General features: G+C 70.0%; 25 protein-coding genes and 2 pseudogenes. 12 read left to right on the forward strand and 15 right to left on the reverse strand.

Translation table 11 applies throughout. The features are described from left to right. Window positions 1-226: 226 nt before the first annotated feature. Both OG456_RS00320 and OG456_RS00325 read right to left on the reverse strand, forming a co-directional pair. On the reverse strand, window positions 227-994 hold the full coding sequence (locus OG456_RS00320) for an NPP1 family protein (RefSeq protein ID WP_266555959.1): 768 nt from the start codon (window positions 992-994) through the stop codon (window positions 227-229). 132 nt (window positions 995-1,126) lie between these two features. After that, window positions 1,127-1,300, reverse strand: a pseudogene (locus OG456_RS00325) (SGNH/GDSL hydrolase family protein); the annotation flags it as partial. 2 nt (window positions 1,301-1,302) lie between these two features. Here OG456_RS00325 and OG456_RS00330 point away from each other — a divergent pair. From OG456_RS00330 to OG456_RS00340, 3 genes are all read left to right on the forward strand, one after another. Then, a complete protein-coding gene (locus OG456_RS00330) occupies window positions 1,303-1,551 on the forward strand; it encodes a GH36 C-terminal domain-containing protein (protein WP_266555961.1) in 249 nt (82 codons plus the stop codon). Between the two features lie 164 nt (window positions 1,552-1,715). Beyond that, a complete protein-coding gene (locus tag OG456_RS00335) occupies window positions 1,716-2,861 on the forward strand; it encodes a S1 family peptidase (protein ID WP_266555963.1) in 1,146 nt (381 codons plus the stop codon). Between the two features lie 242 nt (window positions 2,862-3,103). Further along, the gene (locus OG456_RS00340; protein ID WP_266555965.1) at window positions 3,104-3,889 is read left to right on the forward strand and encodes an SAM-dependent methyltransferase; all 786 of its coding nucleotides are present in this window, start codon (window positions 3,104-3,106) and stop codon (window positions 3,887-3,889) included. On the opposite strand, the gene OG456_RS00345 is transcribed toward OG456_RS00340, so the two are convergent. Beyond that, entirely contained in the window at window positions 3,886-5,307 is a 1,422-nt protein-coding gene (locus OG456_RS00345) for an FAD-dependent oxidoreductase (RefSeq protein ID WP_266555967.1), read from the reverse strand. The genes OG456_RS00340 and OG456_RS00345 overlap by 4 nt on opposite strands. Window positions 5,308-5,376: 69 nt before the next feature. On the opposite strand from OG456_RS00345, the gene OG456_RS00350 reads away from it, so the two are divergent. Next, window positions 5,377-6,027 (forward strand): TetR/AcrR family transcriptional regulator C-terminal domain-containing protein, encoded by a 651-nt coding sequence (locus tag OG456_RS00350; RefSeq protein ID WP_266555969.1) that lies wholly within the window; start codon window positions 5,377-5,379, stop codon window positions 6,025-6,027. A gap of 56 nt (window positions 6,028-6,083) precedes the next feature. Here OG456_RS00350 and OG456_RS00355 read toward each other — a convergent pair whose 3' ends face one another. From OG456_RS00355 to moaA, 5 genes and pseudogenes are all read right to left on the reverse strand, one after another. Beyond that, window positions 6,084-6,779 carry a L,D-transpeptidase gene (locus OG456_RS00355; RefSeq protein WP_266555971.1) on the reverse strand — a complete coding sequence of 232 codons (696 nt, stop codon included), beginning with the start codon at window positions 6,777-6,779 and terminating at the stop codon, window positions 6,084-6,086. 154 nt (window positions 6,780-6,933) lie between these two features. Next, complete coding sequence (locus tag OG456_RS00360; RefSeq protein WP_266555973.1) at window positions 6,934-7,392, reverse strand: SRPBCC family protein; 459 nt, start codon at window positions 7,390-7,392, stop codon at window positions 6,934-6,936. A gap of 503 nt (window positions 7,393-7,895) precedes the next feature. Continuing rightward, complete coding sequence (locus OG456_RS00365) at window positions 7,896-9,086, reverse strand: molybdopterin molybdotransferase MoeA (protein ID WP_266568952.1); 1,191 nt, start codon at window positions 9,084-9,086, stop codon at window positions 7,896-7,898. A 62-nt stretch (window positions 9,087-9,148) separates the two neighbouring features. After that, window positions 9,149-9,406, reverse strand: a pseudogene (locus OG456_RS00370) (DUF6457 domain-containing protein); the annotation flags it as partial. 59 nt (window positions 9,407-9,465) lie between these two features. Further along, entirely contained in the window at window positions 9,466-10,476 is a 1,011-nt protein-coding gene (moaA, locus tag OG456_RS00375) for a GTP 3',8-cyclase MoaA (RefSeq protein WP_266568958.1), read from the reverse strand. Window positions 10,477-10,966: 490 nt separating this feature from the next. Here moaA and OG456_RS00380 point away from each other — a divergent pair, with 490 nt between their 5' ends. The 4 genes from OG456_RS00380 (at window position 10,967) to OG456_RS00395 (ending at window position 15,638) form a co-directional block, all read left to right on the forward strand. Then, complete coding sequence (locus tag OG456_RS00380; protein ID WP_266555975.1) at window positions 10,967-13,261, forward strand: FdhF/YdeP family oxidoreductase; 2,295 nt, start codon at window positions 10,967-10,969, stop codon at window positions 13,259-13,261. Window positions 13,262-13,365: 104 nt separating this feature from the next. After that, on the forward strand, window positions 13,366-13,713 hold the full coding sequence (locus OG456_RS00385; protein ID WP_266555977.1) for a hypothetical protein: 348 nt from the start codon (window positions 13,366-13,368) through the stop codon (window positions 13,711-13,713). An 82-nt stretch (window positions 13,714-13,795) separates the two neighbouring features. Next, window positions 13,796-14,632, forward strand: coding sequence for a formate dehydrogenase accessory sulfurtransferase FdhD (gene fdhD, locus OG456_RS00390; protein ID WP_266555979.1), 837 nt, complete (start codon window positions 13,796-13,798; stop codon window positions 14,630-14,632). A gap of 76 nt (window positions 14,633-14,708) precedes the next feature. Further along, entirely contained in the window at window positions 14,709-15,638 is a 930-nt protein-coding gene (locus OG456_RS00395) for a LysR family transcriptional regulator (protein ID WP_266555981.1), read from the forward strand. A 10-nt stretch (window positions 15,639-15,648) separates the two neighbouring features. Here the strand turns inward: OG456_RS00395 and OG456_RS00400 are convergent, their stop codons facing one another. From OG456_RS00400 to OG456_RS00410, 3 genes are read right to left on the reverse strand one after another with little or no spacing between them, the layout of a single operon-like run. Then, window positions 15,649-16,110, reverse strand: a complete 462-nt coding sequence (locus OG456_RS00400; protein WP_266555983.1) for a GreA/GreB family elongation factor — start codon at window positions 16,108-16,110, stop codon at window positions 15,649-15,651. 40 nt (window positions 16,111-16,150) lie between these two features. Continuing rightward, window positions 16,151-16,426: a hypothetical protein gene (locus OG456_RS00405; protein WP_266555984.1), complete on the reverse strand. Its 276-nt coding sequence runs from the start codon at window positions 16,424-16,426 to the stop codon at window positions 16,151-16,153. Between the two features lie 43 nt (window positions 16,427-16,469). Continuing rightward, window positions 16,470-19,022: an ATP-dependent Clp protease ATP-binding subunit gene (locus OG456_RS00410; protein ID WP_266555985.1), complete on the reverse strand. Its 2,553-nt coding sequence runs from the start codon at window positions 19,020-19,022 to the stop codon at window positions 16,470-16,472. 223 nt (window positions 19,023-19,245) lie between these two features. Between OG456_RS00410 and OG456_RS00415 the strand changes: the two genes are divergently transcribed. After that, entirely contained in the window at window positions 19,246-19,719 is a 474-nt protein-coding gene (locus OG456_RS00415) for an Hsp20/alpha crystallin family protein (RefSeq protein ID WP_266555987.1), read from the forward strand. A gap of 173 nt (window positions 19,720-19,892) precedes the next feature. On the opposite strand, the gene OG456_RS00420 is transcribed toward OG456_RS00415, so the two are convergent. Beyond that, a complete protein-coding gene (locus OG456_RS00420) occupies window positions 19,893-20,525 on the reverse strand; it encodes a DUF1345 domain-containing protein (RefSeq protein ID WP_266555989.1) in 633 nt (210 codons plus the stop codon). Between the two features lie 172 nt (window positions 20,526-20,697). Between OG456_RS00420 and OG456_RS00425 the strand changes: the two genes are divergently transcribed. The 3 genes from OG456_RS00425 to OG456_RS00435 are packed head-to-tail and all read left to right on the forward strand — an operon-like array spanning window position 20,698 to window position 23,141. Next, window positions 20,698-22,476, forward strand: a complete 1,779-nt coding sequence (locus OG456_RS00425; protein ID WP_266555991.1) for an FUSC family protein — start codon at window positions 20,698-20,700, stop codon at window positions 22,474-22,476. 51 nt (window positions 22,477-22,527) lie between these two features. After that, a complete protein-coding gene (locus OG456_RS00430) occupies window positions 22,528-22,926 on the forward strand; it encodes a thioesterase family protein (RefSeq protein WP_266555993.1) in 399 nt (132 codons plus the stop codon). Further along, entirely contained in the window at window positions 22,926-23,141 is a 216-nt protein-coding gene (locus OG456_RS00435) for a hypothetical protein (RefSeq protein WP_266555995.1), read from the forward strand. Before OG456_RS00430 ends, OG456_RS00435 begins: the two co-directional genes overlap by 1 nt. A gap of 1 nt (window position 23,142) precedes the next feature. On the opposite strand, the gene OG456_RS00440 is transcribed toward OG456_RS00435, so the two are convergent. From OG456_RS00440 to OG456_RS00450, 3 genes are all read right to left on the reverse strand, one after another. Continuing rightward, window positions 23,143-23,721: a dihydrofolate reductase family protein gene (locus OG456_RS00440; RefSeq protein ID WP_266568960.1), complete on the reverse strand. Its 579-nt coding sequence runs from the start codon at window positions 23,719-23,721 to the stop codon at window positions 23,143-23,145. Window positions 23,722-23,872: 151 nt separating this feature from the next. After that, window positions 23,873-25,375 carry an APC family permease gene (locus OG456_RS00445; protein WP_266555997.1) on the reverse strand — a complete coding sequence of 501 codons (1,503 nt, stop codon included), beginning with the start codon at window positions 25,373-25,375 and terminating at the stop codon, window positions 23,873-23,875. Further along, a complete protein-coding gene (locus OG456_RS00450; RefSeq protein WP_266555999.1) occupies window positions 25,372-26,688 on the reverse strand; it encodes an amidohydrolase family protein in 1,317 nt (438 codons plus the stop codon). The genes OG456_RS00445 and OG456_RS00450 overlap by 4 nt, the downstream gene beginning before the upstream one ends. Window positions 26,689-26,880 lie beyond the last annotated feature (192 nt).

Below are 26,880 nucleotides of genomic sequence, written 5' to 3' on the forward strand. Positions count from 1 at the left end.
CCCCTGTACGACGGTTGGGGATCAGCCGTCGAGCGGGAAGATCGTTCCCTTGTTCATGATCCCGTTCGGGTCGAACGCCTCCTTGAGCTTGGCCAGCATGTGGTACGCGCTGCCGTGACCGGCCGCGTCACGGCCTCGGCGGGACGCTACCCACCGGCGGGCATACCGCCCAACCCCTTTCAGCTGCGCGCTCGGGCGGTGCGGCCCACTCAGCCGCGCTGCCCGCTCAGGCGTTGGGGTCGAAGGGTATGCCCGCCGGCTCGGCCTTCTCGAGGTGGTAGTTGAAGTTGCCGTCCTTGAGGCCGAAGACGGCGCTGCCGAAGTCGGCCTGGCTCAGCTTCTCCCGCAGGCCCGAGGGGTAGCCGTTCCAGCCGACGAGGCTCGGGAACTGCCAGGTGTGGCGGTGGTTCTCCGGCGGCTCGTCGTTGGCGGTCGCGGGGCGAAAACAGTGCGTGCCCAGGCCGTCCTTGTGATAGACGGCCTTGGGGTGGGTTCCGTCCCAGCGGATCTGGTCACTGCTGTACACACTGAAGTTGCCGTGGGCCGACGTGGACACGTACTTGGCCTCGTTGTTCTGCACCCACACCACGACGTGCTCCCAGTCGTTGCGGTGCCCGCCGAGGCCGCTACCCGCGACCGCCTGATCCTTCTCGAAGTACAGGCCGTACATGATGGCGCACCAGCCGTTGTTGCACTTGGAGCGGGCGTATCCGTTGGTGCTGTCGAGGTCCCAGGAGTCGTGGCACTGGCCGTTGACGGCCCCGGACGGCTTGAGACCGGGGTTGATGGTGCCGTCCGGTCCGATGGCGGGCGTCGGGTAACAGCCGTCACCGTCGTAGTCGTAGGCAGGTTGGAACGTCTGCTCCAGGCCGTCCGCGTTGGCGGGCAGCGCCGGGGGCGGGTCCGCGAGCGCGATGCCCGGGAAGACGATGACCAGCGCGACGGCGCTGCCGAGGGTGAGCGCCGCTCTGCGGATCCGCGAGCTCTTCTTCACTGCGTCCTCCTGATGAACCGTGGGGGGTCGGACACGCACGACCCAATCTGGCATGCCCTCGTCATCATCCGCGCCTCAATTGCCCAGCGAACCCCAGCTGTGTGGCGCGGTGATGAAGAGTCCGTGCCGTCGTCAACAGGCGGTCAGATCCCTCACGTTGACCGAGTCGGCCATCGCCTGCATGCCCTTGTCATTGGAGTGCAAGTGGTCGCCGCCGTCGAAGACCGGAAGGATCCGCTCGTGGTCGTAGGGGCTGCGCAGGGTGCGGTCGAAGTCAGTGACCGCGTCGAACTCCCCGCTGCCCCTCGGTGGTGCAGTACACCGCGCCGGACGCCGCGGAGACCCTGCTGCTCGCGTGGCGGCGCACCTCCCGCCATGGAAGCCCACAACCACCCGTGCGCCTGAGGGGATTGACTCCCCAGTCCCGCTACCGCGACGCACGCACCGGTGCGGTGCACCATGCCGCCGTACTCACCGAGTACGGAATGCACCTCGACCTGCCGCCCGGCGACTGGTCCAGCGCGGCCGTGCACTTGATCCGCGAGACGGAGGGCTGAGCCCCCGCACCAGTCCGGTCTCAGCAGGGCATGTCAGCAAGACATCACATTGGCATGGACCTGTCCATGATCCTTCGATAGGCTCCCAGCGGGCATTTCCTGGGAGCGCTCCCAGGCTTTGCTGTTCCACCCCCACGATGCTGGAACAACGAAGGGCCAACCCCATGAGACGCACGAAACCCCTGCGCATCGCCCTGTCCGCGTTACTCGTCGCCGGAGTGTCGGCCGGGTTCGTACCGGCCTCGGCCGGTGCCGCCACCCCCGCGGACCAGAAGGCACCGGCCTCCGGAGCCATGCTCGCCGCCATGCAGCGCGACTTCGGCCTCACCAAGAGCCAGGCCGAGGCCCGGCTGAGCGCGGAGAAGAAGGCCACGGCCGTCGAAGGAAAGGCACGGCGAGCCGCCGGATCGTCCTACGGCGGCGCCTGGTTCACACCGGAGAGCGGCCGCTTGACCGTGGCCGTCACCGACCGGAACAAGGCCACGGCCGTACGGTCGACGGGCGCCGAGGCCAAGCTCGTGAAGTACAGCGCCAAGCAGCTCGACGCGGCCAAAGAACGCATCGACGCCCTCAAGGCGCCCAAGGGCGTGGCAAGTTGGCACGTCGATCCGGCGTCCAACCGGATCGTGATCGAAACCCTGGCCAGACGGCAGGGCGACAACGATGTCAAGAACTTCCTCGCACAGGCCCGCGAGGCCGGCCCCGTCACCGTGGAGAGGACGGCCCACGCGCCCCGCACCCTCGCCGCCGGCACGGTCGGAGGGGACCCCTACTACACAGGCAACGTCCGCTGCTCGATCGGCTTCTCGGTGAACGGCGGATTCGTCACGGCCGGTCACTGCAGCGGCGCCGGCGCCGCCGTGAACGGCTGGGACGGCTCGTACATCGGCAACTTCCAGGGGTCGTCGTTCCCGGACAACGACTACGCCTGGGTCAACGTCGGCAGCGGCTGGTGGACCGTCCCCGTGGTCCTCGGCTGGGGCACCGTCCCGGACCAGTTGGTGCGCGGCTCGGCCGAGGCGCCGATCGGGGCGTCCATCTGCCGTTCGGGCTCCACCTCGCACTGGCACTGCGGCAATGTGCTGGCCAAGAACGAGACCGTGAACTACAGCCAGGGCGCGGTGCACGAGATGACCAAGACGAACGTGTGCGCCGAACCGGGTGACTCCGGCGGCTCGTTCATCAGCGGTGACCAGGCCCAGGGTGTCACCTCGGGCGGCTGGGGCGACTGCTCCGGCGGCGGTGAGACCTGGTACCAGCCGATCAACGAGATCCTCAACCGGTACGGCCTGACGCTGACCACGGCCTGACCGCCACACTGAGGAGTTGGGCTCGGTACGGCGTCGCAGGCGCCGCCCGCCGTACCGAGTCCCCCGCACTTCTGCCCCAACGCGCAGTCACCGCACGCTAGATGGCCCCGCGCCCCTCACTGACAGCCCCGCGCGAAGGCGTGGCCGGTGACATACTCGCAAGGTCCCTCACGGCCTGACCCAGGGCGCACGCAGCGGTCCCGGCGAGTCGGTCAGCGATCTAGTACACGCTGGAGTCACGCATGACGGCACAGTCCTCCGGAAGCCGTATCGACACGAGCAGGGCCCACCCGGCGCGTGTCTACGACTGGCTGCTGGGCGGCAAGGACAACTATCCGGTCGATCAGGAGGTCGCGGAGAAGCTGCCGCCGGAGTCGCGCCTCAATGCCCAGCGCAACCGCGCGTTCATGCACCGTGCGGCGGCCTGGCTGGCGGGCAACGGCATCGACCAGTTCCTCGACGTCGGCACGGGCATCCCGACGGAACCGAACCTGCACCAGATCGTGCAGGGCATCGTGCCGTCGGCGCGGGTCGCGTACACCGACAACGACCCCATCGTGCTGCGGCACGCGGAGGCGCTGCTGGTCAGCACTCCCCAGGGGGCGACCGACTACATCGAGGCAGACGTCCGTCAGCCCGAGGTCATCCTCGACCACGCCCGTACGTTCCTGGACTTCACCCGGCCCCTCGCGCTGTCGATGCTCGCCCTGATGCACTTCATCACCGATGAGGAGGACCCCTACAGTCTTGCGCGGCCCCTCATCGACGCCCTTCCCTCGGGCAGTTACTTCGTGTTCTCCCACGGCACCACCGATGAGCACCCGCACCTCGCGAAGACGGTGAAGAACACATACCGGCAGGGCGAGATCCCGCTGCGGATGCGAACGCGGGCCGAGGTCGAGCCGTTCTTCGAGGGCCTGGAGCTGGTGGAGCCGGGGCTGGTCACGGCGACGAGGTGGTACAAGGACACACCCGCACCCGAGAAGGAGCTGAGCGGCTTCTACGTCGGGGTCGCTCGCGTGCCCTAGAGGCCCATCCGTCGCGCGTACTCCGCGAGACCGTCGGCCGTGTCGCCCGCCCACCCCACGTAGCCGTCGGGCCGGACCAGGTACACGCCCGTGCCGTACGCCTCGCGGTCCGGGATGCGGGCGGTGGGGACGCCGAGCGCGGGGAGTTCGGCGTCCGAGCCCACCGTGAGCAGCGTCCATTGCGGGCCGCGGAAGGTGTCGAAGAGCCGGACTCCGTCCACCGTTGCGTCCGGCGCCCGGTCGCCCGCGCGCACCGGGCCCGCGGTCGTGCGGGTGTCCACGGCGAGGGTCGATTCGCGGTAGCCCAGACCCAGTTGACGGGTCGCCTCGCCGCGGCGGATCTCTCCGCGGTGCACGCCCGTCGAGATGCCGAGCATGTGCGCGGCGACGGGGCGGCGCTCCTCCTCGTACGTCTCGACGAGGGAGTCCGGGGCGCCGTCGCGCAGCACCGCGCCCAGCTTCCACCCCAGGTTGTACACGTCCTGGACGCTGGTGTTCAGCCCCTGGCCCCCGGCCGGTGAGTGGACGTGCGCGGCGTCACCGGCCAGGAGGACGCGCCCCGCGCGGAAGCGGTCGGCCAGCGCGGCCCGGGGCCGGAAGTCCGATGCCCAGCGCACTTCGGTCACGTCCTCGGGGGCCAGATGGGAGCGCGCGGCGACCACCTCGCGGATGCCGTCGAGGGAGAGGTCGGGCACCGTTCCCTCGGGGAACTGCGCGGTCACCTGGAAGTCCTCGATGCCGGCGAGCGGGCAGATCGCGAGGAAGCCGTCGCCCCCCTCGCGGGGCGGGAACACATGCCAGTTGTCGCGGTCGAGGCCGGTGATGCGCACATCCCCCACGAGCATCGGATGCGGGTCGACGGTCTCGCCGGTCATGCCGATGCCCAGCGCGCGGCGCACGGCCGAGCGGCCGCCGTCGGCCGCGACGGCGTACCGCGCGCGGACCGGATCTCCGGCGGCGAAGTGCGCGGTCACCGTGTCCGCGTCCTGTTCCACCGCCACCAGTTCACGGCCGAACTCCACCCGCCCGCCCAGCTCGGAGAGCCTCTCGAACAGGATCTGCTGCGTGCGCCACTGCGGCACCATCCACGGCTCGGTGTACGGGGAGTCGTCGCTCGCCTCCCCCGGGTCGAACATCCTGTGCTCGCCGACCCGCGCGCCGTCCTGCCAGATCATGCCGACGGGGTAGGGGCCACCGGCGGCGTGGATCGCGTCCAGCACGCCGAGATCGTGGAACACCTCCCTGGTGCGTGGCTGGATCCCCTTGCCCCGCGACCCGGGGAAGAGCGCGTCGGCGCGCTCGACGACGAGGGCGTCGACCCCTCGCCGGGCGAGATCGACGGCGAGGGCGAGGCCGGTCGGTCCGGCGCCGACGACGAGGACCTCGGTGTGCGTGTTCGCGTCTGTGCGGGTGTCCATGACCAGCTCCTTAACGCCGTTAAGTTCAATGCTTCGCAGCATGCGCTTAACGGCGTTAAACTGTCAAGTGTGGCTACCCAGAGATCCCCCAAGCTGGACAAGACGCAGGTCGTCGACACCGCGCTGCGCCTGCTCAACGACGTCGGCCTCGACGGCCTCACGCTCCGCGCCATCGCCAAGGAGCTGAACGTCCAGGCGCCCGCGCTGTACTGGCACTTCAAGAACAAGCAGGAACTGCTGGACGAGATGGCGACGGAGATGTACCGCCGCATGACGGCAGCCGACCCGCTCGCGCCCGACGCCACCTGGCAGGAGCGCCTGCTGACGTCGAACCGCGGACTGCGCACCGCGCTCCTGAGCCACCGCGACGGCGCCAAGGTCTTCAGCGGCTCACGCTTCACCGGCACGCTGCACGCGGTCGAGATGGAGCGGACGCTGCGTCTTTTCACCGCCGCCGGGTTCACGCTCACCCAGGCGGTGCGGGCCACCACGACCGCGTACATGTACACCCTCGGTTTCGTCACCGAGGAGCAGGGCGTTCAGCCCTTGCCGGGCGAGCGCCGCGAAGGGTACGACATCGACGAACGCGCCCGCCGGATGGCCGACTTCCCCCTGTCGGCCGCGGCGGGCGCGGAGATCTTCGAGGACTACGAGCAGCACTTCGAGGACGGTCTCGCCCTCGTGATCGCGGGGATCGAAGCACGCTACGGGATGGCCTGAGAAGCTACTGTCGAAAGGGACTCCTGCGGCGGCGCACTCTCCGCAGCCCGCCGGGCTCAGGTGCCCGGCTTACGGCCGTAGACGTAGACGTCGTCCCCCTTCTTCAGCAGGGACCAGTACTTCTTCGCGGTGGTACTGGTCATGTTGACGCAGCCGTGCGAGCCGGGCGGGTTCCACATGCTCACGCCGACCGAGTGGAAGGCCTGGCCGCCGTCGAAGAACTGGCTGTAAGGCATGGGCACGTTGTAGATGCTCGACACGTGGTCGATGTGCCGCCAGTAGATCTTCTTCAGGCCGGTGCGGGTCTCGTAGCCGTCACGGCCGGTGCGGACCGGAACCGGCCCATAGACGAGGTTCTTGCCGTCCTGGATCCAGCTGAGCTGAAGCGTCAGGTTCACGCAGGCGATGCGCCCCTTGTTGACGGGGCATTTCCCGTCTTTGTTGGGGTTGCCGCCGACGGCCTTCTGCTTGTTCATCAGGTCCATCACGCCCCACGTGACAGGCCCCGCGTAGCCGATGTTCGGGATGATCCCGTGCTTGTTCTGGAAGGCCTGGACGGCCTTGCAGTCCGCGGCGGACTGCTTTCCGTCGACCGGCCGGCCGAGGAACCGCTCCACCTGCTTCTGGTAGGGACCGGTCGACGTCGTGCAGCTCGCGGCCTGCGCGGGCGCGGCGCCCAGCGCGAGTGTCAGCGGTGCGACGAGTCCGGTGATCCCCAGTGCGACGGCTCCCCGTCTGCGTACGTCCCCCATGGAAGGGCCTTTCCTGGCAGGGCGCTCGAAGCGCCTGACGCGTTCTCTGCCAGGTAGACCGGTTGCGGGTCTCGATGGTTGCAGCCGCGCTCGGGCTGGGACCCAATGGTGACATTTCCGATGCCTGCGCCATTGAGGACTGTGGTGAAGGGTGTCAGCGCGGGGCGATCGCCGTCTCGGTCGCCGCCTTGATCCGGGCGCCGAAGCCGTCGGCGTCCTTGCGGGCGGCGGAGAGCGCCAGGCCGACGAGGAGCTTGCCGATGCCGTGGCCTTCCAGCACGTTGAAAATGCGGACCTGCGTCCTGGCGTCGGACAGCGGCTCCAGGTCGTAACCGCCCTCGCGCGCCATCACGCTGTTCTTCGACACCTCGGCCCAGCGGATCTTCAGCGGGGCGTCGAGGGCGGTGATGCGGAACTCCCTCGCGGTCCTCATCCTGGCGTCCTTGACGGTGCTCCGGAAGACGGTGCCGACGTTGGTCGGGGTGTCCGGTACACGCTCGATCTTGAGCACGCGGGGGCTGAACTGCGGATCGTTGCGTCCGTCGGCGAGATACTCGAAGACCTCGTCGACGGGCCGATCGACCACGAACGTCGCTTCGAACTGTCCTGACATGGGCACTCCCGCCTTGTCGTAGCAGCACGGCGACCCTACGTGACGGCCGGACATCCCGCGCGGCGGCCGCAACAGGCTGCGCGCCGGAGCGTCGGTCAGGACACTCCTGTCGTACGGGGGCAGTAGTTCGCTCGTTCCCTGGGGCGAGGTGGACCGAAGCGTGGTCGCGCAAGCCGACCGGGCGGCAGTCCACGACGAGGTACGAGCAGTAGCCGAGCACCCGCGTCGGCCGAGGACGATCGTCGGGCCGGGAACGGACCTGTTCCAGCGCCTCCGCGAGTACGGACCTGTTCCAGCGCCACCGCGACTACGGACCTGTTCCAGCGCCACCGCGAGTGTCGCCGCGCGGCAGGGCTCCTCCGCCGTACCGGCCGCCGCCTCGGCCGCCACCCAGTAGCGGATGGCGCCGGCGGGCGTCATCGGCGTCGCCACGGCTGTGCCTCCTGTGTTGAACTGCTCTGATCTGTCGTTCCGTTCGCCGTTGCCGTCGGAATCCCACGCGGTCACAGTCCGGGTACGCGCATGACCTCCGCGGTGGCCCCGGCCGGCACTCCGCCTGGCGGGACGACCGCGAGGCCGTCTGCGAACGTCAGCCCGCGCAGCATCGCCGGGCCGTCGAACGGGAGCGGTGCCACTTCGTGGTCCGTGCGTTGCACCGGCAGCAGCCGGGTGTCCCGCGGGTGCCCCGGCAGCGGAGCGGCGGCGCGCATCCGGCAGGGTGCCGCGTCCGCGTGCCCGCCGAGGCGGCGCAGCAGTGGCGCGGCCAGTGTCACCGTGCCGGCGACGGCGGCAAGGGGGTTGCCGGGCAGGCCGACCAGCCGGCGGGTCCGGCCGTCGCAGGTCGGCGGCAGCCCGGCGAGCAGCATGGGGTGGCCGGGCCGTACGGCGACGGAGTCGACGAGCAGGCGGGCGCCCGCCTCTTCCAGGGTGGCGTGCAGGAAGTCCACCGGGCCGGCGGCGGTGCTGCCGGTGGTGACGACGACATCGGCGGGCGAGTCGTGTACGGCCTCCCGCAGCAGCCCCAAGTCGTCGGCCACCCGGCGACTGCCGATCACGTCGGCGCCGCAACTCTGCAGCCACGGCGGCAGCATGGGGCCGAGCGCGTCGCGGACCTGCCCGCGCCGGGGCAGGCCGGACTCCAGCAACTCGTCGCCCAATACCAGGAGTTCGACGGTCGGGCGGCGGTGTACGGCGAGCCGGTCGTACCCGGCCGCCGCCGCGAATCCCAGCACGGCGGGGGTCACCGTGCTGCCGGCCGGGATCAGCACCTCGCCCGCGTGGCACTCCTGACCACGCGGGCGGATGTCGTGGCCCGGAGCCACCGATCCGGGCCCGGTGGAGCGATCGTGCAGCGTGCCGCCCTCGGCGTCGAACTCCCCATGTTCCCTTCGCAGTACGGCCGTTGCGCCGGTCGGCAGCCGGGCGCCGGTGGCGATGGGGACGGCGGTGCCGTGGTCGCTGAGCGGCTCGGACCGGTCGCCGGCGAGGACGGTGGCGCTGCCGACCAGCCACGGTCCCGGTCCGGCCACGGCCCAGCCGTCCATCGCGGACGTGTCGAACGGCGGCAGGTCGGTGAGGGCCGTCAGCGGTACGGCGAGAGCGTGACCGAGCGCGTCCGCCAGGGCTCGCGTGACGACGGGCAGCGGCTGTCCGACGCAGCCCCGTGCGGTCTGCCGGGCCTGTTCCCAGGCCATGTGGGTGCCTGCTGTCACTCCCGCCGTCCCGGTCCCGTCCAGAGTGTGCGTGCCTGCCGGGGTCATGCGGTCCCCGCGCCGTTCTCGGGCTCGGCAGCCCAGCGCTCGGCCAGCGCCGTCACCCTGCGGTTCGCCTCGGCGACAGCCTCGGGCCCGCCGCCCGCCTGCGCGGCGGCATAGCCGACCAGGAACGAGGTCAGTGGCGCCGCCGGGCGGGCCACACCATGGGCGACGACCTTGGTCATGTCGAGCAGTTCGGCGACATCGACGTCAAGGTCGACACCGAGTTCGGACTTGACGTCCTCGATCCATTTACGCATCCAGCTCACCTTTGTTCGTTTCTTCCGCCTGTTGTCCGTCGTGGGTGGCCCTGGGCCCATCAGCCGCCGATCGCCGACATCGGGCGTTCCGGGCGGCGGAACTCCGGGCTGTTGATGGCGTGGCCGTGGCCCTTGCCACCGACCGAGGTCCGCCACGCCCCCTCCACCGTCGCGTCGTCGGCGCCCCGACGCAGCAGGGACCGCAGGTCGGACTCCTCGGTGGCGAAGAGGCAGTTGCGCAACTGTCCGTCCGCCGTCAGCCGCACGCGGTCGCATGTGCCGCAGAAGGGTCGGGTGACGCTGGCGATGACACCCACCAGGGCGTCCGTACCGGCGATCCTCCACTCCTCCGCGGGCGCGTTGTCCTGCCGCCCGACCGGCACCAGCTCGAAGCGCTCGCCGAGCCGGTCGAGGACCTCCGCCGCCGTGACCATCCGGTCCCGGTCCCAGGCGCCCTGCGCATCGAGCGGCATCGATTCGATGAACCGCATCTGGTAGCCGTGCTCCGCCGAGAACGCGGCCAGGTCGACGATCTCGTCGTCGTTGACCCCCCGCACCGGCACCGTGTTGATCTTCACAGGGTTCAGACCTGCGTCACGCGCGGCCGAGAGCCCGGCCAGTACGTCCTTGATCCGGTCGCGCCGGGTGATCTCGGCGAACCGCTCCGGGCGCAGCGTGTCGAGGCTGACGTTGACCCGGCTCAGCCCGGCCTCCCGCAGGGCGACCGCGCTGCGCGCCAGGCCGATGCCGTTGGTGGTGATCGACAGTTCCGGAGCCGGGTCCAGGGCGGACAGGCGGGCCACCAGACCGGGCAGGCCCCGGCGCAGCAGCGGCTCACCACCGGTCAGCCGGACCTCGGTGATCCCGAGGCGCTCGGTGCCGATACGGACCAGACGTACGACCTCGTCGTCGGTGAGGACTTCGGCCCGGGGCAGCCAGTTCAGTCCCTCGGCCGGCATGCAGTAGGTGCACCGCAGGTTGCAGCGGTCGGTCAGGGAGAACCGCAGGTCCGTGTGGACCCGCCCGAAGCGGTCCACGAGGGGCGACGGAACTTCGGGAAGCCGCTCCACGGTGGCCTGCCGGGACAGACCGGGATCGGTCGGATCGTCGCTGTGATCAAGCACGGTTGCGCCCTCCCATGAAATACCGGAAGCCGGAGCTGGTGAAATATTAGAGACCAGGCTTCGCGAATTATCCAGGGGTCGGGATCCGACACCTTTCCCCACTCCACTCATTCCTCGCTCATCGATCATCGATCATCATCGGAAGGTTTCCCGGAGAAGTCAAAGTGCGGTTCTCGATGACATCATCGGTCAGAGCTACCGACCTTCGAACCCTAGGTAGGGCAAGGGCTCTGCACTGATAAGCGGCGCCTATCAGGTGATCGGAAACGCCTCTTTGACGGGGCCCATGAATTGCAGGAAGCTTCTCTCGCGGCGATGAGGAGTAAACGTGACCGGCGCGCGCAGGTAAACCGCGTAAAAGTGAACACGGAAAACAGGCCGCGTTTCCCGGGGACCCGTCCACCCAGGTGCATGGAAGAAAGAGGCAGACCAGATCATGAGCAGCAGCATCGAGGACCCGCTCGACGACCTGACGGTCACGCCCCCCAAGACCTGGGCGACGGGTCTGCCCGCCGTGACGCACGCGCTGGAGTACTCCCTCAGCCAGACGTCGCCGCGCCGCACCATGCTGACGCTCCTGAACATCAACCAGGCCAAGGGCATCGACTGCCCCGGCTGCGCCTGGCCCGAGCCCGCGCCGGGCAAGCGGCACATGAACGAGTACTGCGAGAACGGCGCCAAGCACATCAACGACGAGGCCACCTCGCGCCGCGTCACCCGTGACTTCTTCCGCGAGCACTCGATCGCCGAGCTGGACTCCAAGTCGGACTACTGGCTCAACCAGCAGGGCCGGCTGACCGAGCCGATGGTCAAGCGCCCCGGCGCGACGCACTACGAGCCGATCGGCTGGGACGAGGCGTTCGGCATCCTCGCCAAGGAGCTCAAGCAGCTCACCTCCCCCGACGAGGCCCTCTTCTACGTCTCCGGCCGCCTCAACAACGAGGCAGCGTTCCTGCTCCAGCTCTTCGCCCGCGCGTACGGCACCAACAACCTGCCGGACTGCTCCAACATGTGCCACGAGTCCAGCGGCTCGGCCATGTCGGAGGCCCTGGGAGTCGGCAAGGGCACGGTCTCGCTCGACGACCTGGAGAACTCCGACCTGGTCTTCGTCGTGGGCCAGAACCCGGGCACCAACCACCCGCGCATGCTGTCCTCGCTGGAGGAGACCAAGCGCAACGGCGGCAAGATCGTCGCCGTCAACACGCTCCCCGAGGCCGGCCTGCTGCGCTTCAAGCACCCGCAGCGCCCGCGCGGCATCATCGGCAAGGGCACGCAGATCGCCGACCAGTTCCTGCACATCAGGGCCGGCGGCGACCTCGCCCTGTTCCAGGCTCTGAACCTGCTGCTCCTGGAGGCCGAGGACGCCAGCCCCGGCACGGTGATCGACCACACCTTCATCGAGAAGAACACCATCGGCTTCGAGGCCTTCGAGAAGCACGCGCGCCAGGTCACCTGGGAGCACATCTACGACGCCACCGGCCTGTCCCGTGAGGAGATCGACGAGGTCTTCGAGCGCGTCCTGAAGGCCAAGTCGGTCATCGTGTGCTGGGCGATGGGCCTCACCCAGCACAAGCACGGCGTCCCCTCCATCCGCGAAGTCATCAACTTCCTCATGCTGCGCGGCAACATCGGCAAGCCCGGCGCGGGCGCGTGCCCGGTGCGCGGCCACAGCAACGTGCAGGGCGACCGCACGATGGGCGTGTGGGAGCGGATGCCGCAGAAGTTCCTGGACTCCCTGGGCAAGGAGTTCGGCTTCACGCCGCCCAGCCACCACGGCCTGGACGCCGTCCACGGCATCCACGCCATGTACGAGAGGCGCGCCAGGTTCTTCCTCGGCGTCGCCGGCAACTTCGTACGGGCCACCCCGGACAGCGAGGTCACCGAGCAGGCGATGCGCAACTGCAGCCTGACGGCGCACGTCTCGACGAAGCTCAACCGTTCCCACACCGTATGCGGTGAGACCGCGCTGATCCTGCCCACCCTGGGCCGCAGCGACAAGGACTTCCAGGCCACCGGCGAACAGTTCATCACCGTCGAGGACTCGATGAGCGACGTGCACGCCTCCCGCGGCAAGCTGCCGCCGGCCTCCCCGCACCTGCTCAGCGAGGTCGCCATCATCAGCCGCATGGCCCTCGCGACCATCGGCGACAAGTACGGCATCCCGTGGCAGGGCTTCGAGGACGACTACGGCACCGTCCGCGACCGGATCTCCCGCGTCATCCCGGGCTTCGAGGACTTCAACGAGCGTGTCTCCGTGCCGGGCGGCTTCAACCTGCCCAACCCGGCCAACCGCGGCGTCTTCAACACCCCCAGCGGCAAGGCCGTGTTCACGCAGAACGAGTTCACGATGCCGCACGTGCCCGAGGGCCACCTGCTGCTCCAGACGCTGCGCTCGCACGACCAGTGGAACACCGTCTGGTACGCGCCCAACGACCGTTACCGCGGCATCCACAACGCCCGCCGGGTCGTCATGGTGAACCCCGCCGACCTCAAGCTCCTCGGCATCGCGGACGGCGACATGGTCGACCTGGTCAGCGTCTGGCACGACGACAGGGAGCGCCGCGCCGAGAACTTCAAGGTCGTCGCCTACCCGGCGAGCCCCGGATCCGCCGCGGCCTACTACCCCGAGACGAACGTCCTGGTCCCGCTGGACAGCGTCGCCGACATCAGCAACTGCCCCACTTCCAAGGGCGTTGTGGTGCGTCTGGAGCCCGTCGTCACTGCGAGCTGACCGACACCCGGCACTCCCGGAGAGGTTCGGGGAGTGCCGGAGTCCTCGGAGCGCCCGTCGTGAGGGCGGGCCGAAGCACCAGGTTCAGAGAGGTACTTGGCCGCATGCCCGCGTCTCGCGCCGCCCGCAGTCGGCTTCCCACGGCGGCCGCGATGTGCGCCGCCGGGTGGGGCGCGAACCAGTTCACCCCGCTCGCGGTGGACCGGACGCAGGAGCGCTGGCCCGCCGTCCCGGTCGCCGCGATGTTCACCACCTACCTGCTGGGTCTCCTGCCCGGTCTGCTGCTCGGCGGCCCGGCCGCGGACCGGCTGGGCCGATGCCTCACGGTCCGGCCGAAGGCGCGTACCGCAGCCGGCGCCGGTACCCGGAACCGCCCCGGTGACGCCCCGCACCGTGGAACTGCCCTGCGCCTGCCCGTCACGGCGAGGCACAGCCGTCTGAGTCTTCCCTGATGGCACGGGCATAGGACGAGGTCCGCCAGGGGTCATATCGTCGACATCATCGGAGTACCGCTCCGAGGAGAGGAGCAACATCATGGGACGCGTGACCGCGCGGCGGCGTGTGCTGCGAGTTCGGGACGGGGTGTCCTCGTACCGGCCGGACACCATGGCCGTCGAGGAGCCGATGGAGATCAGGGTGGGCGGCCGTCCGCTCACGGTGACCATGCGGACACCGGGCGACGACTTCGATCTCGCGGCCGGGTTCCTGGTGAGCGAGGGCGTGGTGCACTCCGCCGCCGATGTGGCCGGGATCCGCTACTGCGCGGGCGCCACGTCCGACGGCGGCAACACGTACAACGTCGTGGATGTGGCCCTGGGCCCCGGCGTGGCCGCCCCTGACGCCTCTCTTGAGCGGAACTTCTACACGACGTCCTCGTGCGGGCTGTGCGGCAAGGCGAGCCTGGACGCGGTGCGCACCTCGGCGGCGTGGACCGTCTCCGAGGATCCGCTGCGCGTCGGTCCCGAGCTGGTGACGGCGCTGCCGGACCGGCTGCGGGCGGCCCAGAAGGTGTTCGACAGCACGGGCGGCCTGCACGCCGCCGCCCTGTTCAGTGCCGACGGGGAGATGCTGTGCCTGCGCGAGGACGTCGGCCGGCACAACGCCGTCGACAAGGTCGTCGGCCACGCACTGCGCGAGGGGCTGCTGCCGCTGCGCGAGACCGTTCTGATGGTGAGCGGCCGGGCCTCCTTCGAGCTGGTGCAGAAGGCGCTGATGGCCGGAATCCCGATGCTGGCGGCCGTCTCCGCCCCGTCGTCGCTCGCCGTGGACCTCGCCGCCGAGAGCGGCCTGACCCTGATCGGCTTCCTGCGCGGCACCTCGATGAACGTGTACACCGGTGCCGAGCGGCTGGCGCAGGTACCCGTGGCCTGACGGCCTGAACGGTGACTCGTCCGGTGGCCGGCGAGGCCGATTCGCTTTCCCCTGGGCCGTCGGGTAGACCCATGGCGTGCTGTTTCGCCAACTCGAATACCTGGTGGCCCTCTCTCGGGAGCGCCACTTCGCCCGCGCCGCCCAGTCCTGTTTCGTCTCCCAGCCCGCCCTCTCGGAGGCGATCCGCAAGCTGGAGGAGGAGCTGGACGTGCCGCTGGTCCGGCGCGGCCGCAAGTACGAGGGCCTCACGCCCGAGGGTGAGCGCATCGTCGTGTGGGCGCAGCGGATCCTGGCCGATCGCGACGCGCTCAAGGACGAGGTCGGCGCGCTGCGCACCGGGCTGAGCGGCCGGATGCGGATCGGCTCGGTCCCGACCGCGTCCGGCGCCGTCTCGCTGCTGACCGGCCCGTTCTGCGCGGAGCACCCGCTGGTGACCGTGGAGGTGATAGCGGATCTCCAGTCGCGGGACATCCTGAGGCAGCTGCAGAACTTCGAGATCGACGCCGGCATCACGTATCTGCCCGAGGACCTTGCGGAGCACTTCCACACCCTCCCGCTGTACGAGGAGCGGTACGTGCTTCTGATCACGGCGGTCGATGCCCTGGCTCATCGGAAGACGGCGACGTGGGCGGAGGCGTCGCGGCTGTCGCTGTGCCTGCTCACCGACTCCATGCAGGGACGCCGGGTGCTGGACGAGGTGTTCGCCGAGGCCGGGACCCGGCCGTCGCCCCGGGTCGAGACCGACTCGGTGGGCGCGCTGTTCGCCCATGTCAGGACGGGCCGGTGGGCGAGCGTCGTCCCGCACGCGTGGCTGCACGTCTTCGGCGTCCCGCACGGCATGCGGGCGGTGCCCCTCGTCGAGCCCGCCCGGACGGTGCCGGTCGGCCTGGTGGTCACGGCCCGCGAACCGGGTTCGGTCATGGCCCGCGCACTGGTGGAGGTCGCCCGGCACACCGATGTGGCCGCCGCGCTGGAACGCCTCCCGGGCGATCCCGCGGTCCCGTAGACGCGTCCGGCTACTCGCCGAGGGACACGACCGTGACCGTCGCCTGCCCGTCGGGCGCGTCATAGCTGACGCTGTCGCCGGCCCGGTGTCCCAGCAGCGCGCTGCCGAGCGGACTGTCGGCGGTGACCAGTGTCCGGTCAAGGACCGCCGCGCCCTCGCCGATCTGGACGGTCGCCACCGAGCCGTCCGCGTACCGCAACTCGACCGTGCTGCCCACGCCCACCACGTCCGTGCTGGGCGGGCCCGCGTCGGCGGCGCCGCGCAGGCGCACCTTGATCTCGTCGATACGCGCGTCGAGACGGTGGGTCTCGTCGGAGCGGATCAACTCGTCGGCCTGGTCGGCATGGTCGCCCACCTCGGTGGTGTCCTGCAACGTGGCCGCGTCCGCGTTGCGTTCGGCCGTCACGTCGGCGAGTTCCTGCTCGAGTGCGCGGCGCTCGGCGACGCTCATCGGTTCGGGCTCTCCGCTCATTCCTGCTCCCGTCGCTCGTCGTGGCCGGTGTGCCGGAAGGTCACCTGTCGTAGCGGGTCGGCGGGAAGGCATCCCGCTGCGCCCGGGACATCTTGCCGCTCGGCATCTCGCCGCTGTCGACCTCGCGGTCGACCTCGTTCTGGATCGCCTCGTACTGCTTCGCGGGCCGCTCGGGCTTCTTCACGCGCAGCCCGACGTCCCGCAGGTCCTCCTGCGTGCGCCTTTCGAGCGCATCCACGTTGGGGCGCAGGGGCATGCCCCGTCGGTCGTCGGGGTTGCCCTCGACGGCTCGGTTGGACTTGTGGTGATGGACCATGTGTCCTCCTTGGTTCAGGCGCCATCAGGCGCGCCCGACCGGATCAGGCGTCGGGAGTCTGCCGCGCCTCGGCCGCGGGCGGTTCCTCCGCGGCGCCTTCGGCCTTCGCGTCCTCCGCGTCGTGCTTGCGCACGGTGCAGTGGATGGTGTCGTTCACCACGTCCGCGACGATGGTGTCCCCCGGCTCCGCGTCACCGCTCAGCAGGATCGACGCGATCCGGTTGTCGAGTTCGGCCTGGATCGTGCGCCGCAGCGGACGCGCGCCGAACTCCGGCTGGTGGCCGTGGGCGACGAGAAGCTTCTTGGCCGCCTCGGTGACCTCCAGGGTCATGCCCTGGCCGAGCACCCGGCGCTTGCTCCGGTCCAGGAGGTGGTCCACGATCTGCGACAGGTCGTCCTCGGTAAGGCCGTGGAAGATGATGATGTCGTCGATGCGGTTGAGGAACTCGGGCAGGAACCGGCCCTGCAAATCCTCCATCAGATCGCTCTTGATCTCGGACACGTCGCCGTGGTGCGCGAGGATCCGGTGGGCGCCGATGTTCGACGTCATGATGATGACGCAGTGGCGGAAGTCGACCGTGCGGCCCTGGCCGTCGGTGAGACGTCCGTCGTCGAGGATCTGGAGCAGGGTGTTGAAGACGTCGGGGTGTGCCTTCTCCACCTCGTCGAACAGCACGACGCTGTACGGCTGCCGGCGGACCTTCTCGGTGAGCTGGCCGGCCTCCTCGTAACCGACGTATCCGGGAGGGGCGCCGACGAGGCGGGCGACGGTGTGCTTCTCCTGGAACTCGCTCATGTCGAAGCGGATCATGTGATCCTCGTCGCCGAACAGCAGGTCGGCGAGGGTCTTCGCCAGTTCGGTCTTGCCGACGCCGGTGGGGCCCAGGAAGAGGAAGGAGCCCACGGGGCGGTTGGGGTCGCCCATGCCCGCACGGTTGCGCCGCACGGCCTCGGAGACCGCGGTGACCGCCTCGTCCTGGCCCACGATCCTCGAGTGCATCTCCGCCTCGAGGTTGAGGAGCTTCTCCTTCTCGCTCGCGGTGAGCTGGGAGACGGGGATGCCGGTGCGGCGGGAGACGACGTCGGCGATGTCCGCCTCGGTGACCGAGACGACGCCCTCGCGCCGCTCCTCGATGCCCGCGAGTTCGCCCTCCAGCTCGGCGATCTGCCGCTTGAACTCCGACGCCTTCTCGAAGTCCTCACCGGCCACGGCCTCTTGCTGCTCACGCCGCAGCTTGGCGATGCGGTCCTCGCGGCTGACGACCTCGGTGGAGCGCCCGGCGCTGCGCAGCCGCACGCGCGCGCCTGCCTGGTCCATCAGGTCGATGGCCTTGTCCGGCAGGAACCGGTCGCTGATGTAGCGGTCGGAGAGCTCGGCGGCCGCCGCCAGGGCGCCGTCGGCGAAGCGGACCTGGTGATGGGCCTCGTACGCGTCGCGCAGCCCCTCCAGGATCTGCACGGTCTGCTCGACGGTCGGCTCCGGAATCAGTACGGGCTGGAAGCGGCGCTCCAGCGCCGCGTCCTTCTCGATGTGCTTGCGGTACTCGTCGATGGTCGTCGCGCCCACGAGCTGCAGCTCACCGCGCGCGAGGGCGGGCTTCAGCATGTTGCCCGCGTCCATGGCGCCCTCGCCGGTCGCTCCCGCGCCCACGACGGTGTGCAGCTCGTCGATGAACAGGATGATGCCGCCGCCGGCGTCCTGGACGTCCTCGATGACCTTCTTCAGACGCTCCTCGAACTGGCCGCGGTACTGCGCGCCGGCCACCATGCCGGAGAGGTCGAGTGAGACAACTCGCTTGTCCTTGAGGGTTTCCGGGACTTCGCCCGCCACGATGCGCTGGGCCAGACCCTCCACGATGGCGGTCTTTCCGACGCCGGGCTCGCCGATGAGTACGGGATTGTTCTTGGAGCGCCGCGAGAGGATCTCGATGGTCTCCTCGATCTCGTCGGCCCGCCCCACCACCGGGTCGAGCAGCCCGGCCTTCGCGTCCTCCGTCAGGTCCCGGCCGTACTCGTCGAGGGTCGTCGCCGGCTTCTTGGGCTCCGTGGACCCTTCCGAGCGCGACGTCTGGTCCGCGAGGCTCTCCAGGCGGTCCGGGCTGAAGCCCTGCGCGCGCAGCAGTCGGGCGGCGCCACTGTCGGAGTTGCTCAGGAGCGCCGCGAGGATGTGCTCGGGGCCGATGTAGGAGGCCCCGGCCACCTGCGAGTGCGAGTAGGCGGCCTGGAGCGTGCGCTTGGCCGCCGGGGTGAGTCCGGGCTCCGCCGACGGCTGGCCGGACTCCTGCGGCAGGACCGCGGCGACTTCCTTCGACAGCGCGTCGGGGTCCACTCCGATCTGGGAGAGCAGCTTCCGTGTCGGATCGATCTTCGTGGTCGCCCAGAGCAGGTGCTCGGTGTCGAGATCGGAGGTACCGTCCTCGATCGCTTTCCGAGCGGCGAGATTGAGGAGTTCCTGCGACGAATCCGTCAACAGCCGTCCGATCGGCACGCGTTGGACGGCTGGCGGTGAAGAAGCCGGCGACATTCCGAAGAATCGGTTGAACAAGTCGCTGAAAGGGTCGGACGAGCCGAACCCTGACCCGAAGGACATCGACATGCCAGCTCCTGATGCCGAGAGAGATTGGTTCAACTCAAGCGCGATGTCAGCTGGGCCGCAACAGCAGCGAAATCGGCACCCCTGAGCACCGGAATCAAGTCGGTACAGGAATGTGACCCGATGGCGTGGGCCTATTTGCGGGCGTGAGGCCCGGGACGCAGGCTGTCGTCAGGGAATCCGGCGGGTGAGCCCCGCGAGAGTCGATGGAGTCGGAGAGCACATCATGGATGAACGCGCAGACGTCACGCGGTCGCATCCGGCACGAACTGCCTGGTGGGCCGGGGCGGATCCGGCATCGGAGCTCCAGCACCTGTGGGGCGAGGTGAGCCGTCTGCTGGAGCGCTCTTCACAGCCGGCAGGCCCTTCGCAGCACTGGATGCCCGTGGTGGAGGAAGCTGACTCGGGTGTCGCGTACGTGGTGCGCGCGGAACTGCCCGGTGTCCGTCGTGAGCGCGTGAACGTAGAGGTGGACGGCAGGGAACTGCACATCTCCGGCTCCGTCGAGGAAACCGCGGACGGAATTGCTCTGCGTCGCCGGTCAGGGACCTTTTCCTATGGAGTTCGTGTTCCCGGCGATGTCGATATCGATCGCATCCAGGCGGATATGGCGGACGGCGTTCTGACGCTGCGCCTGCCCAAGACCGCGGCGGTGACGCGGCGAACGATCGAAATCCGCGCCGAAGGCAGCGACAAGTAGGGGCTGAGCGGCGCCCTGCCCCTCTCAGTGTCCCCCTGCCCGGCCGGGACGTCCTGTCGGCGGGTAAGTCCTGTCGGCAGGGACCTCCACGGCATGCGCGTGGCGCCAGGCCCGGCTGCTGACTCTGTCCGTCCATGCCACCAGCGGTTCCCGGTCATGCCCCACGGCCCATGTCAGCCCGTGACGATTCCTGTGACTAGGTTGATGGTCGTGGCGAGGATGCTGGTGCCGAACACGTAGGACAGCAGTGAGTGCCGCAGCACCACCGAACGGATCGTCGAGGACGAGACGTTGGTGTCGGACACCTGGTAGGTCATGCCGAGGTTGTAGCTGAAGTAGAGGAAGTCGCGGTACGCGGGCGGGTCGTCGTTGTTGAAGTCGATCCCGCCGGAGGCCGTGTAGTACAGGTACGCGTAGCGCGTGGCGTACATCAGATGGAGCGCCGCCCAGGCCATGAACACGCCGCCCAACGCGACGGCCGCCGCGGCGTGGCCGCTCTCGGATTTGCCGAGCAGGAGCAGCAGCACGGTGGCGACCAGGCCGCACAGGGCGACGCCGACGATCACGAGCTCGTCGGTGATGGGCTGGAAGTCCTCCCGTCGGACATTGGCGCGGGTGGCCCTCGCATCCATCGGCCACAGCACCGCCCAGCCCGCCAGCACGAAGACCAGTTCGGTCGCGGCAATTCCGGAGAGAACACCCAGCGCAGTGTTGTTCGTCACCGCGACGATCGCCCCGACCACCGCACCGGCAACCACGGAGACACCGAGCCGGGGAACCGCGGACAAGGGCAGCCATGTGCTCATGGATCAGCACACTAGTCTTTCCGCCACGGGCCAGCCTGGCGAAGCCCGCTGCGGGGACACAGACTGGATTCAGCTCGATTTGGCCCGACTCGGCTCGCATCAGCTCGACTCGGCTCGACTCGGCTGCGTTCGGATCAGGAACCCCGCTCGAAGCCGGTGGTATATACCGGACATGTCTTCTTCCCGCCGCCCACCCGCCGCCGTGACCAGGCACGGTTGGCGGCCTGCCGTGGTCAGCGCGGTGCGCCTGCTTTCCCCGCGCGGCTCACTCGCGCTCCAGCGGGCGGACGGCGCACTCCTCTTCGCCGTGCGCGGCGCTTTGGCGATGGCGCTGGTGGCACTGCCGGTGGCGATCGCGGGTCGGCCCGACCTCTCCGTGTACGCCATGCTGGGCGCCTTCACGACAACGTTCGGGCGCAACCTGCCCTACCCGCGCCGTGCTCGCGTTCTCGCGCTGGTGGCGGTGGCCATGACGGCGTGCGTGGGCTGCGGGTCCGCTCTCGCCGCCTGGGCCCGTCCGGGAGCCGGGGGCTGGGGTGCCGCCGTCGTGGTCACGGCGACGGCGGTGGTCGCCGGGCTGGCGAAGCTGGCGTGTGACGCGACCCGGTTGAGCGGGCTCGGCGCGGTGTTGTTGTTGTTCTCCTTCGCGGTGGCGGCCAACGGCTCGCCCACCACTGCCGACGTTCTCCCGCAGACCGGGCTCGCCGCGGCCGGCGCCGCGGCCGCCTGGGTACTCGGGGTGTCCGGCTGGCTGCTGCACCCGGACCGGCCGCAGAGATTCGCCGTCGCCAGGGCCCTGCGTGAGCTCGCGGGCCTGCTGACCGGGCCCGGAGGACCGAGCGGAGACGTACGACAGGCGCGACACCGCACGACCGTCGCGGTGCTCCAGGCGTACCGCTCCCTCGGCCTCGCGCCTCCGACGCAGGCGAACCAGGCAGGCCGGGACGGAATCTTCGTACGCCTCACCGACCTGTCCTGGTCGCTGCTGATCAACTCGGCGCGTCGGCCGCCGGCTGACCCTGCCGCGACGGCGGAGCAGCTGCTCCGCCAGGCTCGTGTCCTCACCGAGCGGCGCCGCCGACCGCCGGCACTCCTGCCCGGGCTGTCCCTCGCGTCTCCGTCGGCGCAGGACAGCGAGGACGCGCCCATGACTCCCGTGGCCCCCGCCACCGGACCCGGCCAACCTGTCGCCTGGCGCGCCACCGAACTCCTGATGGGGCGACGCGCCGGCGGCCCCGAACACCGCGCCGTCCTCGCCGTTCCCGCGGTGCGGATGGTCCTGGGCACCGGGGTCGCGGGCGGGCTGGCCGTGGCCGGGGGGCTCGAGCACAGCTACTGGGCGTCGATCTCCGCCGCCGCCGTGCTGCACTCCGTCAACCTGCGCACCACGGCCCAGCGCGCCGTCCAGCGCACCCTCGGCACGGTCATCGGCCTGCTCCTCGCCCTGGGCGTGCTGGCCACAGACCCGGAGCCGGTGGCGCTGGCCTGCTTGATCGTGCTCCTCGAATTCCTCCTCGAGTACTTCGTCCCTCGCAACTACGGCCTCGGCGTCGTCTTCCTCACCCCGCTGGCCCTCCTGATGAGCGACCTGGCCGCGCCCGCCCCTGCCGGAGAACTCATCGCCGACCGTGTGCTGGGCAGCGTGCTCGGCATCGTCGTCGGGCTCGTCTGCGCGCTCATGCTCGTCCACGACCATGCCGCGCTGCGCGTCGAGCGCGCGCTGGCCGCCTGCACGCAGACATCCGATCACGCGGAACGGTCGCTGACCGAAGGATCGGGCCCCCAGCTCCCGGAGGTCCAGGTCCAACTGGCGCTCGCAGTGGTCGAGTTGCGTGCTGCCGACGACGACGCCGCGGGAGAACTGTGGCCGGCGGGGATCGATCCCGCCGAACTCGCCGCCGCCGAGCAACGTGCCTACCGACTCCTGGAGCGGCTCCACCACCAGCGCTGACGACCGACGTCCGACGCGCGCGGGGCTCCGGCCTCGGGCTAGCGTGGTGTGATGCGCCATGAGGTGTCCGACGCCCATACCGCGATGGCGGTGGGAAGCGGTGACCTGCCCGTTCTCGCCACCCCGTGGCTGATCGCGTGGATGGAGGCGGCCACCGTGCGGGCCGCCGCCGCCTTCACGACGCCGGGCCGGACGACGGTCGGAACCGGTGTGCGCATCAAGCACCTTCGTGCGACACGGGTGGGTGCCTGGGTCGACGTCCTCGCGGAACCGCCCGCTGAGGCGGCAGGCCGACGGCTCACCTTCCTCGTACGGGCCGTGGACAGTACGGGGGAGCTGGTCGCGACGGGCGAGATCGACCGGGCGATCGTCGACCGGCAACCCTTCCTCGCTCGGGCGTCCGCCCAGGGCTCCGGGATCACTCAGGGTGAGCGTGGGGGCCTTCCCTGATGGAAGTGCTCGGCGCCGACGGCAAGATCGACGTCATGACATTCCACTCACGACGTTCCCTGCCGGCAGGCAGCGCGGCGGCGGGCGCGATGCCGCCCGGCACGGGACGTGCTGCCGCGCATACGCCGTCGGGCTCGGCCTTATCTCGTGGCGACCGTGGTGCTGCAACTGTGGGCAACCGCGTCGTTTCCGTTCTCGCCGTTCTCGCCTCTTGAACTATCGGCGGACCTTGTAGCGGAGGTGCAGTACGCGGTCGCCTTGGATCACCACGTGGGGGTCCTCGAGGAGATGCTGGGAGTCGACGGGGCCGAAGTACCGTTTGCCGGAGCCGAAGACGACGGGCACCACGTCCATGGCCACCTCGTCCACCGCACCCAGGGCGAGTGCCTGCCCGCCCACCTCGCCGGCGGCCACGGCGACGGTGCGGTCCCCCGCGAGTTCCCTGGCCTTGGCGACCGCCCGCGCCACGTCGTCCACGAAGTAGTACGAAGCCTCGGGGTGCCAGCCCTCAGGCCTCGGCCGGTGGGACACCACGACCACGTGCTCCCCCGCCGGTGGCGACCCCTCCCAGCCGTCGGTGATGTCGAACAGGTGCCGCCCGATCACCATCGCCCCGATGCCCGCCCACATCGGCCGCACGTACTCGGCCGAGACCTCGGACACCGACACCTTGTCGTTCACGCCGATCTCGGCGTCACCGTTCGAGTACCAGTCGAAAAGGGGGCCGACCTGATCCTCCGAGTCGGCGATGAAGCCGTCCACGGAAACGACGTTGTGCATCACTACGGCGCCCATCACTACTCCCAGGTGTTCCGACATGTGCCGCAAGGGCTCTTGGCCTTCGTACATACATAGACCGAGCACGCCCCCGGGACTCATCGCCCGACGGACGAGGTACGCGGGCGGCCGCACCGTCCGCGTACCTCACCGCCGGGAGCCACGGGTCTCACTCCCTTTCGACGTCGATGTTGGTCAGCCGGGCGTAGCGCTGCGGGTCCCGGCTCCGGATGCGCAGGGCGATGTAGATGCCTGCAGCGAGGACCACGGGCAGGGGTGCCAGGAGGACGGCGTTCACCGTCCCCGAGGCGCCCGTCAGTAGATCGAAGTGGAGGACCGCCAGGACGGTGAGGAGCGCGAGACCGGCGAACGCGATCAGCGGGGACCACACCACACGGGCGGCCGACATGCCCCGCCGGTCCCGGCGGAAGAAGGCCCACACGGCGAGGGCCGCCAGGGCCTGCATGACCATGATGCCGAGGACGGCGATGCTGTTGGTCCAGATCAGGACCTGGGAGAACGGGTCGGCGGCCAGCGCTGCGCCGACGACGATCACCAGGAGGTTGAAGACGGTCTGCGCGCTCACCGCGATGCCCGGGGAGCCGTGCCGGGCAGAGACGACGCCCAGTCGCCGCGGCAGGAGTCCTTCGCGTCCGAGGGCGTAGAGGTAGCGCGCGGCAGCGTTGTGGAAGGCGAGGGTGGCCGCGAAGGCGCTGACGATGACAAGGGCGTGCATGGTGTCGGCCAGCCAGGCACCCACGTACAACTCTCCTGCTTTGAAGGTGAGTTCGGGGCCGGCCGCGGCACGGGCCATGGCCACCGCCTTGTCCGTGCCGAACGCGCCCATGATGAGCCACGCGCCGACGGAGTAGAACAGGGCGAGGAACCCGATGGCGATGAAGGTGGCACGCGGGACGGTGCGGCTCGGTTCGCGCGCCTCCTCCGCGTAGATGGCGGTGGCCTCGAAGCCCGTGAAGGCGCCGATCACGATGACGAACATGCCCGCGATCCCGCCGGTGGCGAGCGTGCTCGGGTCGAAGGAGTGCGCGTCGAGGGCTGCCGCGCCCCGGTGGCCGAGAATGCCGCCGTCCATGATGAGCAGGGTCAGCACTTCGAGGATCAGTGCGACGCCGAGGACCTTGGCGCTGAGGGTCACTCGGAGCCAGCCGAGCACGCCGACGGCGAGGACGCAGATACCGGAGAGCACCCACCAGGGGATGTCGGCTCCGGTCGCGTCGTGCACCGACCCGGCCGCGAAGTAGCCGAAGGCCGCCGCGACTCCGGGGGTGATGAGGTTGTACGACACGACGGCGACGTAAGCGATGCCAACTCCGAGGGTGCGGCCGAGGCCGCGGGCCACGTAGGCGTAGAAGGCGCCGGCGTTGCGGACGTACAGGCTCATGGCCGTGAAGCCCGCGGCGAAGAGGACGAGCAGTGCTCCTGAGATCAGGTAGCCCAGCGGGGCGCCGGGGCCGCCGATGGCGATGGCGATGGGCGCCACCCCGGCGAGCACGGTGAGCGGCGCGGCGGCTGCCACGACGAAGAAGACGAGGTCGAAGGTGCCGATCTGCCCGGAGGAGAGACCTCCGTCGGCGCCCTTCCCGGCCTCGCCGGGTTCGGGTCTGCCGGCGGCTCCGGCGGCGGTTTCGGCCGTGGACTGCTGGATGCTCATCGCTCCCCCTGCGGGGCAAAGGCGTCGCCGCCGGTGACGGAAACAGCGGGGAAGTCCGGGAAGTCGGTCTCGGGTGCGGGTCCCACGACCCGTCCGCCGTGCAGGACCAGGAGGCGTCGCGGGTCGGCCGCGACCGCTTCCGGTACGCCGCCCGCCGCGATCACGACGAGGTCCGCGCGGCAGCCGGGGGCGAGGCCGTAGTCGGTGAGGCCGAGTGCCGCGGCAGCCTCGTCGGTGATCATCGAGGCCGCGTGGCGCAGTTCTCCGTCGCTCATCAGGTCACCCTGGAGGCCGATGATGGTGGCGCGTTCGAGCATGTCGGCGGTGCCGTAGGGCCACCAGGTGTCACGGATGTTGTCCGAGCCGGCGAAGACGCGGACGCCGTGGTCGCGCAGGCGCAGCACGGGCGGCATGGAGTGGCGGGGGCCGTTCGTCATGATCGCCACCCCGGCCGTGGCCAGGGCAGCGGCGGTGCGGTCGAGTTCGGTGGCGTCGACCTCCCCGAGGGCGTAGGCGTGGCTGACGGTGACGGTGCCGTCGAGGCCGAGCGCCGCCGTGCGCTCCGCGATGTCCCGCAGCTGCCGGGTGCCGGTCACGCCTCCGTCGTGCAGATGGATGTCGACGCCCGCGCCATGGCGCTCGGCCAGGCCGAAGACGATGTCGAGCTGGCCGTCCACGTCTCCGTCGAAGCCCGCCGGATCGAGGCCGCCGATCAGGTCGGCGCCCTCCGAGAGTGCCGCGTCGAGGAGGTCGGGGACGCCGGGCGCGGTGACCACGCCGCTCTGCGGGAACGCGACGATCTGGATCCCCAGCCGGTCGCGGAACTTCTCCCGCACCTCGACCAGCTCGTGCAGGCCGTCCAGGCGCACGTCCGGGTCGATGTCGACGTGCGACCGCACATGGCCGGTACCGAGGGACACCATGCGGTGCGCCAGGGCCGTGGCGCGGTCGGTCACCGGTACGCCGGTGGAGACGCGCAGGGCCCGTTCGTTCGCGATGTGTTCGCGCAGCGTGGCCGAGGTGGGGTGCGGCTGCCAGGGCGCGCCGAGCAGTGTCTTGTCCAGGTGAGCGTGCCCGTCGACGAGCGCGGGCAGGACGAGAGCGCCCCCCAGGTCGATGCTGCCGGGACCGGCTGCGGGCCCTCGGCCGGTGTCGGCCCGGTCCGGCTGGTCGGCCTTGTCGGGCTGGTCGACCAAAGCCGTGACCCGGCCGTCCGCGAGGTGGATGTCGGCACGTCGGCCGTCGGGCAGCGTGGCGTTCCTGAGGACCTCGGGGGCGAGCGGGATCGACGGGGTGTCGGCGGGATGCGACACGACTTCCTCCAACTGTTCGTTCGGTGCCCGTCACGACTGACCAGCCGGTCGCGAATCCGGCGGAACGCTGCTGGTGAGCGGCGGGCAACGACAAGCTAACTGGTATACCAAATACCAGGCAATGGTCTGTGGGATCTTGTTTCCGCGGTCTGCGATGATCAGGAGCACCCCCGGGAGCGGCCACGGCCGCGC

Source organism: Streptomyces sp. NBC_01446 (assembly GCF_026340095.1).
GTDB classification, from domain to species: Bacteria; Actinomycetota; Actinomycetes; order Streptomycetales; family Streptomycetaceae; genus Streptomyces; species Streptomyces aureus.